Raw genomic sequence first — 17780 nt, 5'->3', positions numbered from 1 at the left:
AGATAATAATAATGAAATTCAACAAACTCGTGATTGCTATGGGAATGGCCTGCGGTGTAATACTGACCGGCTGTAACGATAGCGAAGATAGCACTACGCCTACCGAACCTGAAACTCAACTGCAAGCTTTTGCCCCCAATGGTTTACTCAAAGCCAGTATTCGTCGTACGACCTACGGCGTGCCGCATATCCAAGCCGACAACTTAGAAAGTTTAGGTTTTGGTAGTGGTTATGCGCAGGCACAGGACAACTTATGTGTATTAGCCGATGGTTTTATCAAGGCGAACTCACAGCGTTCTATGTACTTTGGCCCCCATGCGTCGATTGACTTCACTACGGGTCAACCTACGGCGGAAGATAACGGTAACCTTATCTCAGATTTTGCCTATAAAGCGTTAAAGATCAGAGCGCAAGCCGAAGAAAAATGGCCGAAATTTAGTGAAAACTCTCGGGCACTTATCCAAGGTTTTGCCTCTGGTTATAACCAATATCTTGCTGATGTCGAAGCGGGCACACAAACGGCAGAACCTTTCTGTGGTGGTCAGCCTTGGGTGAAACCCATAGTGCCAGAAGATGTGGTGACTTATTTGTTTTCTATCGCCTTATTACCGGGCGCAGCTAACTTTCTCGATCTGATTTTTTACGCGAACCCAGGAGATGCACAGGAATACATGCCGCGTATCGTTGGGCCCGCGCCTAGCCAAGACCAAACTGCGTTTGTGGCCGATATGCAGTCTAAGTTGATTGCCCGCGCGGCTCGTATCACGACACCAGAAACCAATCCCCGCGATTTAGGTTCAAATGGTTGGGGTTTAGGCAAGGATAAAACCGAAAATGGTAAGGGCATGGTGCTAGGTAATCCGCATTTCCCGCATACGGGTAACCTGCGTTTTTGGCAATCCCATATTACGATCCCAGGGCATTTAGATATGATGGGCGGCTCGTTAGTGGGTATGCCAGGACCGATTAATATTGGTTTCAATAAAGATCTCGCTTGGACTCATACCTTCTCTACTGCTGAGCATTTTGTGATGTATAACCTTGAGTTAGTCTCGGGTGATCGGATGCAGTATTTGTTTGATGGTAAACCTATGCCGATCACCAAAGAGACAGTGTCGGTTCTAGTGAATGCAGGTCCTGCGGGCATGCTGGTCGCCGAGAAAGATATTTATACTACGGCCAAAGGCCCTATGGTCGAAGCTCCTCCCGCTTTAGCGCCTTTTGGTTGGGATGATGGCAGTGCCTTTATGATCCAAGATGCCAATATGGGGACTATGGACCCTGTTGACCATTGGTTAGCCATGAACATGGCGACGAACAAAGAAGAGTTCCAACAGGCATTTAAGGACTACGATGGCGTCATCTTCAATAACACTATGTACGCCGATAAAGAGGGCAATGCTTTTTATATCGACGACTCAACTGTGCCAGGATTATCTGAATCGGCAGTTGTGTTGTTAAAAACCTCACCGGATATTAAAGCGGCTAAGGCAAAAGCCGGATTTACGATTTTACCCGGTAACACTTCGTTGTTTAGCTTCGATGGTCCTACGCCCTATGAGCGTGCGCCCAAGCTTGAGCGCAGCGACTTTGTGCAAAACTCCAATGACTCCTTTTGGTCGACCAACTTGAATGAACCGCTGACTTACTTCTCGCCTATGTACGGCGCAGAGGCTGGACAGCTATCACTACGTACACGGATGGGCTTGAGTTTAATGCAGGACGCCGCGGGGGCTGATGGCAAGTTCAGCTTGGAAGAACTCGAAGCGGCGGTGCTGTCGAATCGCAGTTATCTCGCCGAGTTAGTGCTGCCTGACTTGATTGCCCAGTGTGATGCCCAAGGCAGTACACCTGTGGTGGTGTCGGCGAGTTTATCTAAGGATGTCTCTTCGGCTTGTGCGGCATTAAAGGAGTGGAACGGTAAGCAAGATAACGACAGTAAAGGTGGTGCTTTACTACGTGAATTTGCCCATCTATTCAGCCAAACAACTATGTTGACCCAAGGATTCGATCCCACAAATGCGGCAACGACACCTAAAACCTTGACTACGGATGGTAGTGCCTTAAAGGCCTTGGCGCACAGTGCGCTTAACCTTGAGGCCGCAGGCTTTGCCATAGATGCGCCATTGGGGGATGTGCAATTTGTGGAGAAATCGCTGCCAGATGGAACGCCAAGCGGGTCGCGTTTACCTTGGCCGGGTAGTCATAATGCTGAAGGTGGATTCAACGTGTTTTCAACCAGTTTGTCGGGTGATGACACTTTGATCCCGCAGCACAAATACGCTGCTGTGATGGATGTGGTCACTGGCAAGGCGATGAGTTCTGGCTTAACGGCGAAAGGATACCAAGTGCGTTACGGGTCGAGTTGGATGATGGCGGTGAACTTTACCGATGAGGGGCCTGTGGCGCGGGGGATTTTAACTTACTCTGAGTCGAGTAATATCTTAACGCCTGCGTTTGCTGATCAAAGTATCTTGTACTCGAGTGCTAAAAGCTTCCGTCCTTTGTTGTTCAAAGAGGCTGACATAGCACCTGCTGTAGTGTCGACGACTGAGCTGACACTACAAAAACCATAAGTCAGATTTTGCGCTTTAATCGTTAGCGGCTCACTTCGGAGTTGAATCTGGATGAGCCGTTTTTTATGCGTGTTTGCGACTGATAGCGATTTGTAAAAATTTAACATTAACGACTGTGATCTCGATCTACCTTAGGTGTGAGTATGCGGCGGCTAGTCTCGTTTTGTTGATTTTTGTGACATATGCCCGGTTAGCTGTTTTTCTCGGCGCTTATGCAATGTCACTGGATTTCGCTTGAGGTGAATACCTTGTATTTTTAAGTGGCTTTTTATGTATATGTTTTGATGCTGTATTGAAAACTTATTACATTAAATCAGCGATCTAGATCTCAATATCAGTTTATTATGAAATTCCCTTACATAAAGCCGTGTCAGATCAACTTTTATGGGCTTTTTTTGGTTATCCTTAGCGCGAATTTATTATGCTAGTCACACCGTAAGGTAACTTTTATATGCAAAAAGATGCGACCAGTGTTCTTGGAACACCTCAAAGCACACAGAATCTAGATTCAACGAAACACTTACCTTGGACTCGCCAAGACACGACTTGGATGTTGAGTTTGTTCGGCACTGCCGTTGGCGCTGGAATTTTATTTTTACCTATCAATGCGGGCATGGGCGGCTTTTGGCCTCTTGTGTTAATGGCAGTGATCATCGGTCCTATGACCTATCTTGCCCACCGTGGTTTATCTCGTTTTGTTTGTTCATCAAGCATTCCAGGTAGCGACATTACTCAAGTAGTTGAAGAGCATTTTGGTGTTGGCGCGGGTAAAGCCATTACCGTACTGTATTTCTTTGCTATCTACCCGATTGTATTAATTTACGGTGTGGGTATTACCAACACTGTTGATAGCTTTATCGTCAATCAGTTAGGCATGGCATCGCCACCACGCTTCATTCTATCGGGTGTATTGATCCTCGGTATGATGGCTGTAATGGTCGCAGGTGAGAAATTCATGCTCAAAGTGACACAATTGCTGGTGTATCCGCTGGTGGGTATTTTGGCCTTTATGTCTATCTACCTGATCCCTGAATGGAAAATGGATGCTTTACTCGTCGTACCAGAAGCGGGTGCATTTTTAGGCACAGTTTGGTTAACGATTCCAGTTTTAGTGTTTGCCTTTAACCATTCTCCAGCGATTTCACAGTTTTCTGTGTCATTGAAACGTGACCATGGCGCGAATGCTTCTCGCAAAGCTGATGTTATTTTACGTAATACTTCCATGATGTTAGTGGGCTTTGTGATGTTGTTTGTGTTCTCTTGTGTGCTGTCATTATCGCCAGCACAATTGGCCGAAGCGAAAGCTCAGAATCTACCGATTTTGTCTTATCTCGCCAACGTGCATTCAAGTGGTTTTGTGAGCTACTTTGGTCCATTAATTGCCTTTATCGCGATTGTGTCTTCTTTCTTTGGCCATTACATGGGCGCGACAGAAGGCATGAAGGGGATTATTGTTAAGCAGTTAGACACGAATAAAAAAGGCATTTCAGAGCAAAAAATCAACAAATTTATTCTGGTGTTTATGTTTGTGACGATTTGGGCCGTGGCAATCAAAAACCCAAGTATTTTGAATATGATTGAAGCTTTAGGTGGCCCAATTATCGCGGCTATCCTGTACTTGATGCCTATGTATGCTGTATACAAAGTGCCAGCATTAAAAGCGCACCGTGGTCGCATCAGCAATATCTTCGTGGTTATAGCGGGTTTATTGGCAATGACGGCTATTCTGTTTGGTTTCTTTCGTTAAGTTTTAATCTAGTAGGAACGCGGTTTGAATGTGAATCGTGAGTCGTAAAAAGAAAAGGATCGTGCCATTGGCCCGATCCTTTTTTATTACGTATAACATTTGAATCGCTTATTTTTCTTCGTACATTAAGTAGTAACTCTGCTTCATCCCTAACGCTTGATAGGTCTGCTGTGCGGCGAGATTTTCTTGCTCGACATATAAACGGAAGCTTGCGGCACCACCATTGGCTTCGGCCAGTTGTTTGACTTCGCTGTAGAGTTTGGCATAGATGCCTTGGCGACGATTTTTCGGGCGAATATACACACTCTGGATCCAGTAATAATCCTTCGCACGCCAATCGCTCCATTCAAATGTCACCATGAGCGAGCCGACTAGCTCACCTGCGATTTCAGCGACCAGGTAAAACCCTTTTTGCGGGCTCTCAAGTAGCGTGCCCACACCTCGAGTCAGTGTCGCTTCATCTAAGGCTAGGCCTTCGGTTTCTTGGGCCATGGCCTGATTAAACTGCACTAAGGCGATGAGGTCTTGAGCCTTAGCTTTACGAATCAACATACTACAACTCCTAGGCGGTTATTTGACAATACCGCTCTTGTTTAGTAAACAACATTTTGTGATTCACTTTAGCATGGAACGACGAGGGATAACGAGTTTGGCAGTGGCAGGTTAGGCACTGATATTATTTATTGCTGTGGATATTTGTACGACTAAAGTCTTATCTGCTAGGCTTGTCTCTAGTGTCCTTTCGCTGAACTAAGTGAGTTAATGATGGGATTTATTAAGTCTACTCGCCGCTATAAACTTAAGATTTTACCCGTCTATGATATTGCTGCTGATGAACAGATAAATCATCGTCTGCATTTTATTTTAACGCTGTTGAGCTTTGGTTTATGGGGTTTAGTTTGGTGGTGGTTAGTCTTAAAAGCTAACGGTAAGTCCGACTTTATTTTCAGTGGTTTTGATGACGATTATTGGAGTTATTTGATTGAGCGTGAGCAACCGCCTGCGTCGCTTTATCGTCAGCAAATAGCACCAAAAAAAGTCACAGAATATTTTGATGCTTAAGCAGGAAAACTAACATTTCAGCGGCCAATTTAACAAAGTTGGTTTGGTTAATATTACTGATTTTAAGGCGGTTTAGCTCAACGTGACCCAGATCATCCCTCGATTAAAACCCCTCTGCTAGACTCGGCGATTGCCCCATTTAGACTGAGAAACTAGCGTGCTAGTTTTGGTCTTTGCCCCATCATAGTTTTGAATTCAAGGTTATCAATATGACAAAACAAAAGTCGTCAGCATTAGGCCGTGTTTGGTCTCGCTGGATGTCAGTGCCGCTGTGGCTGCAAATTGTTATCGGTATGGTGCTAGGTATTTTAGTGGGCATCATCTTCGGCGAGCAAGCGACTCACTTAAAGCCGATAGGCACCTTGTTTGTTAATTCCATTAAGATGCTGATTGTGCCATTGGTGTTTTGCTCACTGATTGTGGGCGTCACTTCGATGCAGGATACGAACAAGATGGGGCGTATTGGTTTTAAATCTTTTGCGTTTTATCTCTTTACCACGGCTATCGCGATCACTATCGGTTTAATTGTCGGTTATGTTCTTCAACCCGGTGCTGGTTTAGGTTTGTCATTGGCAGAAGGCGCGACTCAAACTGCCAAAGAAATACCTTCTTTAATCGATACTTTGATCGACATAGTACCGACGAATCCTATTGCGGCTTTAGCAAGCGGGCAAATTTTGCAAGTTATAGTATTTGCGATTGTTTTAGGTATCGCCTTAGTGCTGATTGGCGAGCATGGAAAACCTGCAATTAAAGTGTTCGAAAGTTTAGCTGAGGCCATGTATAAAATGGCCGACATGGTGATGAAGCTCGCACCCTACGGTGTATTTGGGCTAATGGCTTGGGTAGCGGGGGAGTATGGGATTGATATGCTCTGGCCACTGATCAAAGTCATTATTGCTGTGTACCTTGGCTGTATTATTCATGTGATTGGATTCTATAGTTTTTTATTGCGCGGATTTGCTAAATTGAGCCCGCTGCAGTTTTTTAAAGGGATTAGCAATGCCATGTTAGTGGCGTTTACCACGTCGAGCTCTGCGGGCACGCTTCCTGTGAGTATGAAGTGTGCGAGTGAAAATTTGGGGGTTCATAAGAAGATCTCTAGCTTCGTATTACCGCTAGGCACCACAATCAATATGGATGGCACAGCATTATACCAAGGGGTCACAGTGCTGTTTGTGGCACAGGCGTTTGGTATCGACCTGACTTTAGTTGATTATCTCACCATTATTTTAACGGCGACGTTGGCCTCTATTGGTACTGCGGGTGTGCCCGGTGCGGGTTTAGTGATGTTGACTTTAGTACTCACAACCGTAGGGCTTCCCTTAGAAGGGGTGGCATTGATTGCGGGAATTGACCGTATTTTAGATATGGTGCGTACTGTGGTAAACGTCTCCGGTGACTTAGTGGCGACGACTGTCATTGCAAAGTCTGAAGATGAGTTGGATATGGCGCATTATAATGCCGACATAGATCAAAGCGCCGTAATAGCCGAACAGAATATCGCCCTCGAAATTGCAGCGGCTAAGAGTGTCAAAGCATAGGGACTTTTTATTGCTGGTTCGTTAACTAAAAAACCGCCATTGGCGGTTTTTTTATGCTGACAAGTTTTATGGTTACTTCATTTGGCTTAACACTAACACTGGCTTGTCGTCGCTGTTAAGTAAGGTAAGTCGGCCTTGCACTAATTTTGCTTTGGTAACTAATGGCATAGCTTGCATCACTTTGTGCTCTTGCTGCATTAGGGCATCCACACAGGCTTTCATTGTGCTACCGGCAGGAGATAGCTTAAGCTCTTCGCCTTGCTGAGTATATTGACCGAAAAAGTTATTGCAGCTGTTGTTGCCATGTAATTTACCTTCGGCCTCAAAGGTGATTTGCGCTGGGCTGTAATCGATAGTCGGTTGGCCTTGGACCATTTCAATGTGCCAGCGGCCTTCTAATGGAATGGTATCATTTGGGGCTATATCGGCACTTTGGCAGGCGGTGATGCCTAAGAGTAGTGCACCTAAGATGAATGTTTGTTTTAACATCGTTGCGGTTCCTTTTTCCATGATTATGGCCATAGTGTGACAAGTTTTTCGTAAGATCTAAAGGGGTTTATATGACAGGCTCATTTAAAAGCACTCTGAATTTGTTGAAGTTTTTACATTGGTTAGGTGTATTGATGCTAGTTTGTGGACTTGGGTTTTATATGTTGACGCAATGGAGTCTAGAGATAAGCGGCATGTTATTGATCTCAAGTCTGATTGGTTTAGGGTTGGTCTTAATGTCGCCCTATCCTGTGGTGCTGTTTATCCAATGGGCGAAGCGCCAAGATGAGCATTCCAAGTAATTTTGTACTGCCTAATTAAGCCTAAATTTCATTAAATCAAAGCTCTGCCGAATCTGCGGCGGGATTATCGTACAAGCTTGAGTCAATGGCGGGTTCTACTGGCGTGTCTGCGGCTTGTGGTACAGGTGGGCGCATTGAATCGAGTTTGCCCCGCGCGAGTTCCATCATAGGTGCAAGCTTAGCGCTGGATTCTGGAGTGAAGAAACTGTAACTCGCATCGAGTTTAAGCTGGTGGTTTTGCTGTTCTAACTGTTTTTCTACCCGCTTCATAATATGTTGAATATCTCGTTCACCATCCACAAAGGCCAGTACCACAAATTGAGTGCTGTTGTAGTGGGCGGCAACGTCGGCGGTCCGTATCGTATCTTGGATTAACTTACCTAACAGTCTGTGGTGATTATCTTCGAGGGGGATGGGCGTGTTATCCGGACTCAGTAATTCAAAGAAGATGATACCTGCATGGGCACCAAAGCGGCGGCCTAAATTGAGCTGCCTTGGTGCCATCATCAAGAAGCCGTAATGGTTGAGCATGCCCGTTTCTTGATCGCGCATCGAAAGGGATTCAATTCTATGGTTCTGACACAGAAGGGATAATTCCTGTTGCAGTAAAATCTGAAATGGTTCGAGCATAGCGGCATTGACTAGCGGGTCTGCCATATGTGGGTTGAGTACGCACAGGGCGCCAAATTGGCTACCATCCGGCCAAACGATAGGACGTGAGAGAATATGCTGAATACCATCAAAATCCCTTGGTAAATCCTCTAACATAAAGCTGCCGAGGTTTTGATATAAACCATCAGGTTGGCTGTTTTGTATCTGTTTGAAGAGTTCGAGTGCTGGTGGATATAAAGTGCCTGCGGTAAATTGCGGTGTTTCAGTGATTGAACTGACGATGATCTCAAACCCTGCACTGATTTTTTGGAATATGAAAACCGTGTTGGCGTTGTAATAGCTTTTGATGAGCTCACATTGGTGCATCCAGCGTGTGAGATTGACTTGTTGATTATCGGTATCAAGTAAACTCAAGTTGGGATTAATTGTTTCTGGCAACATACAAACGCCTAACTATGGCTAAATATCCATTAAGTTTGGGAAATAAAAGGATATTTAGCAAATCAAAGCCCTAAATATTGCCTTGTTCTTGCTGTGCCTATTAACCCAACCGAGTATACTGGCGGGCTGAAATTGGGCCCAAAGCCGAAATAATGCTGTGAGAACATTGTGAAAATTAGACTAGCCTTACCTCAAGATGTTGATTTATTAGCGATGCTAGAGAAAAAACATCTTAATGATGAATTAGCTTCCGCCAGTATGGGGTTACAAGGGCAAGCTTTTTCCCACGGTGAATTGAGCGAATTAGTGCAGCACCATTGGGTCGTGGTGGCGCAGGTTGAGCAGCAGATCGTCGGTTATGTGATTGCAGGCCGTTGGGGATTTTTCGAACATTGGCCCATTTACCGCACTTTGTTGAATCGTTTGGGGCAACTCGATTGGGATGGACCTAAATTAACTAAGGTCAATTCTTGCCAATACGGGCCGATATGGGTGCAGCAAGCCTACCGTGGGCAAGGGATTTTCGAGGCATTAGTCCATGAAATTCGTCGCCAAGTTGCTCCGCATTTTAGCTATATGTTGACCTTTATTGCTGAAGATAATGAACGTTCCTTTGCCGCTCACTCGGGTAAAGCGCACATGCAGGTTGTGGATTTTTTCACCGTTTCGGCAAGAGATTATTATTTAATGGCGGCAAAGACCCAAGCTTAGTTGTTCGATGATAGAAATTAAGGATTCAATCTCTACTGTGTAAATAACCCGAGTTCAGGTTAAATAACGGAGATAAATACATGAATGTACAATTTGTTGAGTCACTATTAACGGCCTATGCCGAAGTCAATTTATCGGCTTGGGACAACTTGAGATTGGTCCTATCTGAGTGCGCTCACCATGAATGTGAGGCGAGGGGATTTGAAGTCGAGTTTATCTCCGATTCAGGGCAAGTGCAGCATTATTGGGTACAAGTGGGGAATATTTGGCTCGATTGTGGTCGAACCAATGCCTATTCGACGGTGATTACGCGACTGACCGATAAGGAACTTAGCCGTGTAAACTCCAAGAGCGCGTTAGAATGCGCTATTTTATCCCAAGAGCAGATTGGTCTACTCTGCATGCAAAACGCCCATTTCGATCATTGCTGAGTGTGTTAATTCAGTCCGTTTCTCAATCGCTTTTTTGATCAATACTTCTTCATCAGAAAGATGCGCTGAGGGTCAGTGGTGACAGTGCCTATGATCTCAAACCCTTGTTTTTCATAAAACACAGGTGCTTGAATCGATAAGGTATCCACTTGAGCTACCAAGCAACCCCGCTGTTTCGCCTCTGCTTCTGCAAGTGCCATCAGTTTACGCCCAAGCCCTGTGCCTCTGGTTTGGTCATCAACCCAGACGACATTGATTAAGAAGTTTTTATAGATAGTTCGGCCACCCACACCACCAATCAACTTGCCAGCTTCATCACGTGCAATGACAGTCAAAGGTACTGATTTCTCGGGTCCTAAGAGCCCAGCATTATATTGCCGAACGCCGTCTACCAGCGCATCCACAATCGCGATATTTTCTTCACTAATAACTTCAAAGTTCATATCAAAAACTCTTTCTGGAATGTGATTACTTTATAAAACGTAAATGTTATTTCTGTTGTATTCAACTTTTGATTGATCTCACTAATGTTAATCATTATCATTCGCGAAATCATTTGTGGGTTACATTTGTAAACTAAGTTTACTAAACAGGAGAGGTTTATGTTATTTCGTCAAACTTGCTTGGCAGTTGCCATTACCGCTGTATTTGCGGGTAATTTTGTCCAAGCCGAAGAGGCTCCCGACAGAAAAATGGAAGTTATGGTGGTTACTGCCTCTGGATATGAACAGAAATTGGTTGATGCACCAGCCAGTATTTCTGTTATCACCCAAGAAGATTTGATGATAAAACCTTATACCACTCTCCTAGATGCAGTGCGTGACTTGGAAGGGGTTGATATTGGTGAAACCCGTGATAAAACAGGGCAAGGTACCATCAGTCTACGCGGTATGGGATCTGACTATACCTTAATCCTTGTCGATGGTAAGCGTCAGAATAACCATGGTGATATTTATCCAAACAGTTTTGGTGGCAATCAATTTGGTCATGTACCACCACTTGATGCTATTGATCGAATTGAAGTTATTCGTGGGCCAGCATCAACGTTATACGGTGCAGATGCTTTAGGTGGTGTGGTGAACATCATCACTAAAAAAGTGGGCGACGAATGGTCTGGCTCTATCACTCACAGCCGAACTCATCAAACCAATGATGCCTATGGCGAAGATATCACTACCGATTTCAGCGTGATGGGTCCCCTCATTAAAGGCGTTCTTGGGTTATCGATTCATGGCAGTATTTATGATCGAATGGGGTCTACACCAGAGTACGCACCAGTAGATTATCCTAATGGAGAAGTACGCACTCGTTCACTCGGTTTTGGTGGTGGCGGTAAAACCGTCGATAACGAAAATCATATGTTAGGTGGGAGTTTAAGTTGGACACTAAATGAACATCACAAAATTTGGTTTGATTTAGATTCCTCATCTCAAGATTATGATAATACGCCACTGATCAATGATAACGGTGAACGAGAGTATCCGCTTGGTACTGTTGATAATATCGATAGTCTCTGGATTGCCAGTAACTTCTGCAAAGGCGGTGTAGGTTCCCGTGAGGCTGCTTGTCTAGCCAGCGGTGGTGAATGGGCAAGACGATCAAATCCGCGAGCGGGTTACAGCGAGACTCAAAAATTTACCCGTGATGCTTGGGCGTTAACCCATGAAGGTGCTTGGGATTTTGGTACAAGCTTTGTGTCACTATCCTATGTAGACACACAAAATAATGGCCGCACACTGCCATTTACCACTGCTGAACGAGTATTACTACTGCAGATGATTGATGGTAAAGGGGATTACACCGGCATGACTGAAGCCGAACGTAAAGCGATTGCTGAATCCACTTTCCTGCCTAGACCTAAACGCGAAATGGCAAGTAATCAATATACGCTTGATATGAAACTCGATATTCCATTTGAAGCTGCAGGAAATCATGTCGCAGTGACGGGGGCGCAGGTGATTCGTGGTGAGTTGAAAGACGGTGTATTTGGTATGGAAGAAGGTACGCCTGGCGCAGTACAAGAACACAATATGTGGTCTGTTTTTGCTGAAGATACATGGAGCATGACTTCTGATTTATCTGTTACTGCGGGTTTACGTCATGATGATCATGAAATATTTGGCAACCAACTCAGCCCACGTCTATACGGCGTTTACACCATTAATAATGAGTGGACTGTAAAGGGTGGGGTGAGCACAGGCTTTAAAACACCTAAAACCACACAATTGTATGATGGTGTCGTTGGCTTTGGTGGCCAAGGAACCTCACCGCAATTTGGTAACCCAGATCTCGAAGCTGAAACCAGTGTGTCCAGCGAAGTCGCCCTGTATTGGTCTCATCCAGATGGCCATAATTTTAACGTCACTATCTTTAAAAATGATTTTGACGATAAGATTGCTTCACAACCCTGTGGTAAAGGTACGAGCATAGAATGTTCCGATGCGGGTGAATATGCTGATTTAGGTTATGCAGTCAGTAGCAAAACAGTCAACATAGATAAAGTTACTATTCAAGGTGCTGAGCTCGCGGGACGTTGGGAAATTCTAGATGCCTTAACGTTAAATGCTAATTATACTTACACAGATAGCGAGCAGAAAAGCGGTGCAGAGCAAGGCCGTCCACTCGGCAACAGTGCCAAGCATATGGCAAACGCGACATTAAAATGGGAGTTGACCGACTCATTTAACGTATTCTTGACCTCAGAATACCGTGCTAAACGTTATCGCTCTTGGGATATCATTAATGATGCTGCACTCTACTATAAAGGTTATAACGTGTTCCATCTTGGTGGTTCTTATCAGGCGAGTGAGTTTGTCACCTTCAACATGCGAGTAAATAACTTGTTTGATAAAGATTTTACTTCATACGATATTGTCTTCACCGAATGTAGTGACACTAGCACCACTTGTGTCTCTGACGATAATGGCCAAAACGGATACACAGCATCTTACGTTGATGATTTTAATAACAAAGATAAGGCCCGTAACTTCTGGGTTGGTATGAATGTACGTTTCTAAACGAATACCCTGTGCATTAGCCATTATTTGATATTCATGGGCGATAGATAAAACTGAGAGTTACCCGTTTGATAAAGGTATCCACTATCAATTAAACAATAGGGTAACTCTCATTACTCATTACTCATTACTCATTACTCAGTGCACCTGCACTGTGCTGGTGAGTCCGCACTATCGAGCCATCAATAAAGACCCATTCCGTGTCGGCCATTTTTACTAAAGCTTTGAGTAAATAGGCCTGAATGTCTTTTTAGATCATAAATGAAACCCTCTAAAAACCGTACTCCAATGGCCCAACTCTTTGGGTCAATCTTGCTAAGGGGGGCCTACTAGAAGGCGGTAAAGAATGCCTTCAAATGTTTATCTATGTTCAGGTTTATCATAAACACGGCCTGTGCTGTTCATTAAATGAAATAGCGTTTCCCTGCGTGCATTGGTTAGTATCAATCTTGGCATGCTCTCTAAAAATCATTCTCGAAAGCTCAATAGACCCTAGATGAAGTCAGAAAAATTAAAGGTGCTAGCGTATAAGCCTACAGAATCAGCCATTGTCCGTTTGGATAAGTACCAATATAACCAAAGGGTATTCTTCCACAGAGATACCAAGATAGGCGTTCACTCGTAAAGGCTGAAAGTTTAACGTCAGCTAGGAGCAGTGTTGCGAGCGTATTAGCGTCATCGGATGTCAGCGCGCATATTTCTGCAACGGGAATAATTTTCCAAGTGGAGAGGTAAGCTGACTTAGAAATTTCATCGACTTCGCTGTCAGAAATCCAAGCATGCACATCATTTACTACTGCCTTTGTTTTTAACGAATTTGCCATGTCATGGTCTGTTACACACAGGCTTTCATAGTGGATTTCGTAAGGTGTTTCAAAAAAGGCTTCAGGATCGGATTCAAGAAAAGCGGCGATCTCCTCTAATGTACCGTATGTCTTTGCTGTTTCCTCTGGCAGACCTACGTTGGCTGCCCATGCACAAGATTGAAGTTGCTGTAATAAGATGGCGTTATCGGTCATGGGGTCTGTGCACTCTAATGGTCTGTGTATATGCTGTTTTTTATCTTGCCATATTTGTCTTAGCACTATTAATCTAACCAAATGTCAGACATAAAAAAACCGCTGGATAGCGGTTTTTTTATGGGTCTTAAGTGTAAAAATTGAAATGAATTAAGACTATAGACCTGCGTCAGCGCGCAATATTTCGGCTTTATCAGTAGCTTCCCATGGGAATTCGCTGCGACCAAAGTGGCCATAAGCGGCGGTCGCTTGATAAATTGGACGTGCTAAATCTAGCATGGCCGTTAAACCGTATGGGCGAAGTTCAAAGTGTTGACGGACTAACTTGATCAGCACTTCTTCAGACACCTTACCAGTACCGAAGGTCTCGATGCTGATAGAGGTCGGCTCTGCCACACCAATAGCGTAAGACACTTGGATTTCACAGCGATCAGCAAGACCTGCTGCAACGATGTTTTTTGCTACATAACGGGCAGCATATGCCGCGCTACGATCCACTTTTGATGGATCTTTACCAGAGAATGCGCCACCACCATGACGGGCCATGCCGCCGTAGGTGTCAACGATGATCTTACGACCGGTTAAGCCGCAATCACCTACTGGACCACCGATAACAAAACGGCCAGTTGGGTTGATAAAGAACTTAGTATCTTTGTTTAACCATTGAGCCGGTAATACAGGCTTGATAATGGTTTCCATCACGCCTTCAATTAAATCGGCTTGTGAAACGTCATCTCTGTGTTGAGTCGACAACACAACTGCATCGATACCGACAATTTTGCCATCATCATAGGCAAAAGTGACTTGGCTTTTCGCATCTGGGCGTAACCAAGGTAGCGTGCCATTTTTACGCACTTCAGACTGACGTTTCACTAATGCGTGAGCATAGGTGATAGGTGCAGGCATCAGAATGTCGGTTTCGTTGTTAGCATAGCCAAACATTAACCCTTGATCGCCAGCCCCTTGCTCTGCAGGGTCTGCGCGGTCTACACCTTGATTAATGTCGGGTGATTGCTTACCAATGGCGTTTAATACTGCGCACGAGTCTGCATCAAACCCCATATCTGAATGGGTATAACCAATTTCACGCACCGTTTTACGGGTGATTTCTTCAATATCAACCCAGGCAGAGGTAGTGACTTCACCACCCACTAATACCATGCCGGTTTTGACATAAGTTTCACACGCTACGCGTGCTTTTGGATCTTGAGCCAGAATTGCATCTAGCACAGCATCAGAAATCTGATCTGCAATCTTATCGGGATGACCTTCTGAGACCGACTCAGAAGTAAACAAGTGCTTTGCCATAGTAGGAAAATCTCGTCGTTAGCATTCAAACGTGTAGAAGCATCTACATCTAGACGGCTATTTTAGTTTAAATCCGATTGCCGATCACCCCCGATAATAAAAAATCCTCTCAGATTGTGACCTGAAAACGACTACGCTCTGTCATAAATAGGTTATTTTACTTATATTTCATAGCATTAAGTTTACTATGTTTTTGAGAAATTTATTTCTCCATTACAAGTGATCCTTGCTATGCCCTCTCAAGTAAACGCCAGCAAAGTGACTGGCTTGTTTCTGCGACTTGTATACCCAAGCGACCTGAATCCTGCATCTTCAGGTTGTTTGGGTACATATTCGCCCATCTTTTGCTGAGTGAATGGTAATTTTAGTTTGCGTCACACTGGCATGTAGGGGAAAATATGCATCCAAATTGCCCGCTAGACCCCACAAACAAGCAGGAGAGAGCATGTCTTCCCGTAAAGTACTCGCAAACGCAATCCGTGCGTTAAGTATGGATGCAGTTCAAAAAGCAAATTCAGGCCATCCCGGCGCCCCAATGGGTATGGCAGATATTGCTGAAGTGCTGTGGAATGATTTCCTTAAGCACAACCCGAACAATCCGAAATGGGTAGATAGAGATCGTTTTATCCTCTCTAACGGTCACGGTTCAATGCTGATTTACTCTTTACTTCACCTGACTGGTTATGAATTACCAATTGAAGAGCTAAAACAGTTCCGTCAATTGCATTCTAAAACACCGGGTCACCCAGAATACGGTTACACACCAGGTGTTGAAACCACAACGGGTCCACTCGGTGCGGGCATCAGCAACGCTGTCGGTATGGCGATTGCTGAGAAAACCTTAGCGGCACAGTTTAACCGTGATGGTCACGATATCGTTGATCACTATACTTACTGCTTCCTCGGCGATGGCTGTTTGATGGAAGGTATTTCCCACGAAGCCTGTTCATTAGCCGGTACTTTAGGTTTAGGTAAACTGGTCGCATTTTGGGATGATAACGGTATTTCTATCGATGGCCATGTTGAAGGCTGGTTTACCGATGATACGCCAAAACGTTTTGAAGCTTACGGCTGGCATGTGATTACCGGTGTTGACGGTCACGATAGCGCGGCAATCCGTGCTGCTATCGAAGCGGCGAAAGCGGTGACTGATAAACCAACAATGATTTGCTGCAAAACCATTATCGGTTTTGGTTCCCCCAACAAATCTGGCAGCCACGATTGTCACGGCGCGCCACTAGGCGATGCAGAAATCGCAGCCGCCCGTGAATTCCTTGGCTGGCCACATGCACCATTTGAAATCCCTGCTGACGTTTATGCCGGTTGGGATGCCAAAGAAGCCGGTGCGGCCCGTGAAGCAGCGTGGAACGAGAAGTTTGCAGCATATCGCGCTGCTCACCCAGAACTGGCTGCTGAATATGAGCGTCGCGTTCTAAAAGGTGAATTACCGGCTGATTTCGAAGAAAAAGCGCAGGCATTCGTACAAGCATCACAAGACAAAGCCGAAGGCATTGCGAGCCGTAAAGCCTCACAAAATGCTATTGGTGCATTTGGCGCTATGTTGCCTGAACTGTTAGGCGGCTCTGCTGATTTAGCGGGTTCTAACTTGACACTGTGGTCAGGTTCTAAAGGTATTCAAGACGACCCAGCTGGTAACTACATTTACTACGGCGTGCGTGAATTCGGCATGAGTGGCATTATGAACGGTGCTTCGCTGCATGGTGGTTTCATCAACTACGGCGCAACGTTCATGATGTTCATGGAATATGCTCGTAACGCAGTGCGTATGTCGGCGCTGATGGGTATTCAAAACATCTTCGTTTATACCCATGACTCTATCGGTCAAGGTGAAGATGGCCCAACGCATCAACCAGTTGAGCAATTAGCTAACCTGCGTATGACGCCAAATATGGCCGTATGGCGTCCATGTGATGCGGCAGAAACGGCAGTTTCTTGGAAAGCTGCGATTGAGCGCCGTAATGCACCTACGTCACTGATCTTCAGCCGTCAAAACCTGAAAGCGCAAGCGCGTACCGCTGAGCAATTAGCTAATGTGGCTAAAGGTGCTTATGTACTGCAAGACTGTGCGGGTACACCAGAACTGATCCTGATCGCAACTGGTAGCGAAGTACAATTGGCAATGGATGCAGCTGCTGCACTGACTGAGCAAGGTAAACACGTTCGCGTCGTCTCTATGCCATCGACAACTGAGTTCGATAAGCAAGATGCCGCGTATAAAGAATCTGTATTACCACGTGCTGTGACTAAACGTGTGGCTATCGAAGCGGCGCATACCGATTTCTGGTACAAGTACGTCGGGTTTGAAGGCACAGTTGTGGGCATGACCACATTTGGTGAGTCTGCGCCGGGTAACGTGCTATTGAATCACTTCGGTTTCACCGTTGAAAATGTGCTGAATGCTGCAAAATCATTGGGCTAATGGCTCAAGGGATTAGATTCAATACAAAAGGTTAAACTTTTTAAGTGTTAATCTGTATAATGCGGCCTGCAATCGTTTGCA

General features: G+C 44.9%; 15 protein-coding genes and 1 pseudogene. 9 read left to right on the top strand and 7 right to left on the bottom strand.

All coding sequences use genetic code 11. From position 1 onward, the window contains the following. The first annotated feature begins 11 nt into the window (after nucleotides 1–11). Together L5L98_RS06695 and L5L98_RS06690 are read left to right on the top strand one after the other, a co-directional pair. On the top strand, nucleotides 12–2576 hold the full coding sequence (locus L5L98_RS06695) for an acylase (RefSeq protein WP_263139514.1): 2565 nt from the start codon (nucleotides 12–14) through the stop codon (nucleotides 2574–2576). 451 nt (nucleotides 2577–3027) lie between these two features. Further along, complete coding sequence (locus L5L98_RS06690; RefSeq protein ID WP_028761640.1) at nucleotides 3028–4323, top strand: aromatic amino acid transport family protein; 1296 nt, start codon at nucleotides 3028–3030, stop codon at nucleotides 4321–4323. A 108-nt stretch (nucleotides 4324–4431) separates the two neighbouring features. On the opposite strand, the gene L5L98_RS06685 is transcribed toward L5L98_RS06690, so the two are convergent. Continuing rightward, nucleotides 4432–4875, bottom strand: coding sequence for a GNAT family N-acetyltransferase (locus tag L5L98_RS06685; RefSeq protein ID WP_105250107.1), 444 nt, complete (start codon nucleotides 4873–4875; stop codon nucleotides 4432–4434). 213 nt (nucleotides 4876–5088) lie between these two features. Here L5L98_RS06685 and L5L98_RS06680 point away from each other — a divergent pair, with 213 nt between their 5' ends. Both L5L98_RS06680 and L5L98_RS06675 read left to right on the top strand, forming a co-directional pair. Then, complete coding sequence (locus L5L98_RS06680; protein WP_113939800.1) at nucleotides 5089–5385, top strand: hypothetical protein; 297 nt, start codon at nucleotides 5089–5091, stop codon at nucleotides 5383–5385. Between the two features lie 209 nt (nucleotides 5386–5594). Then, a complete protein-coding gene (locus L5L98_RS06675; protein ID WP_263139509.1) occupies nucleotides 5595–6929 on the top strand; it encodes a dicarboxylate/amino acid:cation symporter in 1335 nt (444 codons plus the stop codon). A gap of 72 nt (nucleotides 6930–7001) precedes the next feature. On the opposite strand, the gene L5L98_RS06670 is transcribed toward L5L98_RS06675, so the two are convergent. Beyond that, nucleotides 7002–7418 (bottom strand): META domain-containing protein, encoded by a 417-nt coding sequence (locus L5L98_RS06670; protein WP_113939802.1) that lies wholly within the window; start codon nucleotides 7416–7418, stop codon nucleotides 7002–7004. Nucleotides 7419–7489: 71 nt separating this feature from the next. On the opposite strand from L5L98_RS06670, the gene L5L98_RS06665 reads away from it, so the two are divergent. Then, complete coding sequence (locus tag L5L98_RS06665) at nucleotides 7490–7720, top strand: hypothetical protein (RefSeq protein ID WP_028759411.1); 231 nt, start codon at nucleotides 7490–7492, stop codon at nucleotides 7718–7720. Nucleotides 7721–7756: 36 nt separating this feature from the next. Here the strand turns inward: L5L98_RS06665 and L5L98_RS06660 are convergent, their stop codons facing one another. Next, nucleotides 7757–8773 (bottom strand): GGDEF domain-containing protein, encoded by a 1017-nt coding sequence (locus tag L5L98_RS06660; protein ID WP_263139506.1) that lies wholly within the window; start codon nucleotides 8771–8773, stop codon nucleotides 7757–7759. A 168-nt stretch (nucleotides 8774–8941) separates the two neighbouring features. Between L5L98_RS06660 and L5L98_RS06655 the strand changes: the two genes are divergently transcribed. Both L5L98_RS06655 and L5L98_RS06650 read left to right on the top strand, forming a co-directional pair. Next, the gene (locus L5L98_RS06655; RefSeq protein ID WP_263139504.1) at nucleotides 8942–9484 is read left to right on the top strand and encodes a GNAT family N-acetyltransferase; all 543 of its coding nucleotides are present in this window, start codon (nucleotides 8942–8944) and stop codon (nucleotides 9482–9484) included. Between the two features lie 80 nt (nucleotides 9485–9564). Next, nucleotides 9565–9915: a hypothetical protein gene (locus L5L98_RS06650; protein WP_131525100.1), complete on the top strand. Its 351-nt coding sequence runs from the start codon at nucleotides 9565–9567 to the stop codon at nucleotides 9913–9915. 38 nt (nucleotides 9916–9953) lie between these two features. Here L5L98_RS06650 and L5L98_RS06645 read toward each other — a convergent pair whose 3' ends face one another. Beyond that, complete coding sequence (locus tag L5L98_RS06645; RefSeq protein ID WP_263139502.1) at nucleotides 9954–10358, bottom strand: GNAT family N-acetyltransferase; 405 nt, start codon at nucleotides 10356–10358, stop codon at nucleotides 9954–9956. 159 nt (nucleotides 10359–10517) lie between these two features. Here L5L98_RS06645 and L5L98_RS06640 point away from each other — a divergent pair, with 159 nt between their 5' ends. Then, entirely contained in the window at nucleotides 10518–12932 is a 2415-nt protein-coding gene (locus L5L98_RS06640; RefSeq protein WP_212599759.1) for a TonB-dependent receptor domain-containing protein, read from the top strand. Between the two features lie 130 nt (nucleotides 12933–13062). On the opposite strand, the pseudogene L5L98_RS06635 reads toward L5L98_RS06640, so the two are convergent. The 3 genes and pseudogenes from L5L98_RS06635 to metK form a co-directional block, all read right to left on the bottom strand. Continuing rightward, nucleotides 13063–13388: pseudogene (locus L5L98_RS06635) on the bottom strand (IS5/IS1182 family transposase); the annotation flags it as partial. Nucleotides 13389–13465: 77 nt separating this feature from the next. After that, nucleotides 13466–13951 (bottom strand): hypothetical protein, encoded by a 486-nt coding sequence (locus L5L98_RS06630; RefSeq protein WP_263139500.1) that lies wholly within the window; start codon nucleotides 13949–13951, stop codon nucleotides 13466–13468. A 156-nt stretch (nucleotides 13952–14107) separates the two neighbouring features. Beyond that, nucleotides 14108–15259, bottom strand: a complete 1152-nt coding sequence (gene metK / locus L5L98_RS06625) for a methionine adenosyltransferase (protein WP_028761631.1) — start codon at nucleotides 15257–15259, stop codon at nucleotides 14108–14110. 445 nt (nucleotides 15260–15704) lie between these two features. Here metK and tkt point away from each other — a divergent pair, with 445 nt between their 5' ends. Beyond that, complete coding sequence (gene tkt, locus L5L98_RS06620) at nucleotides 15705–17699, top strand: transketolase (RefSeq protein WP_263139495.1); 1995 nt, start codon at nucleotides 15705–15707, stop codon at nucleotides 17697–17699. The last annotated feature ends 81 nt before the right edge of the window (nucleotides 17700–17780 follow it).

Source organism: Shewanella sp. SM23, assembly GCF_025654295.1.
Taxonomy (GTDB): Bacteria; Pseudomonadota; Gammaproteobacteria; order Enterobacterales; family Shewanellaceae; genus Shewanella; species Shewanella oncorhynchi.
Note: the sequence above shows the minus strand (reverse complement) of the source record. Positions and strands in the feature narration are given on the sequence as shown.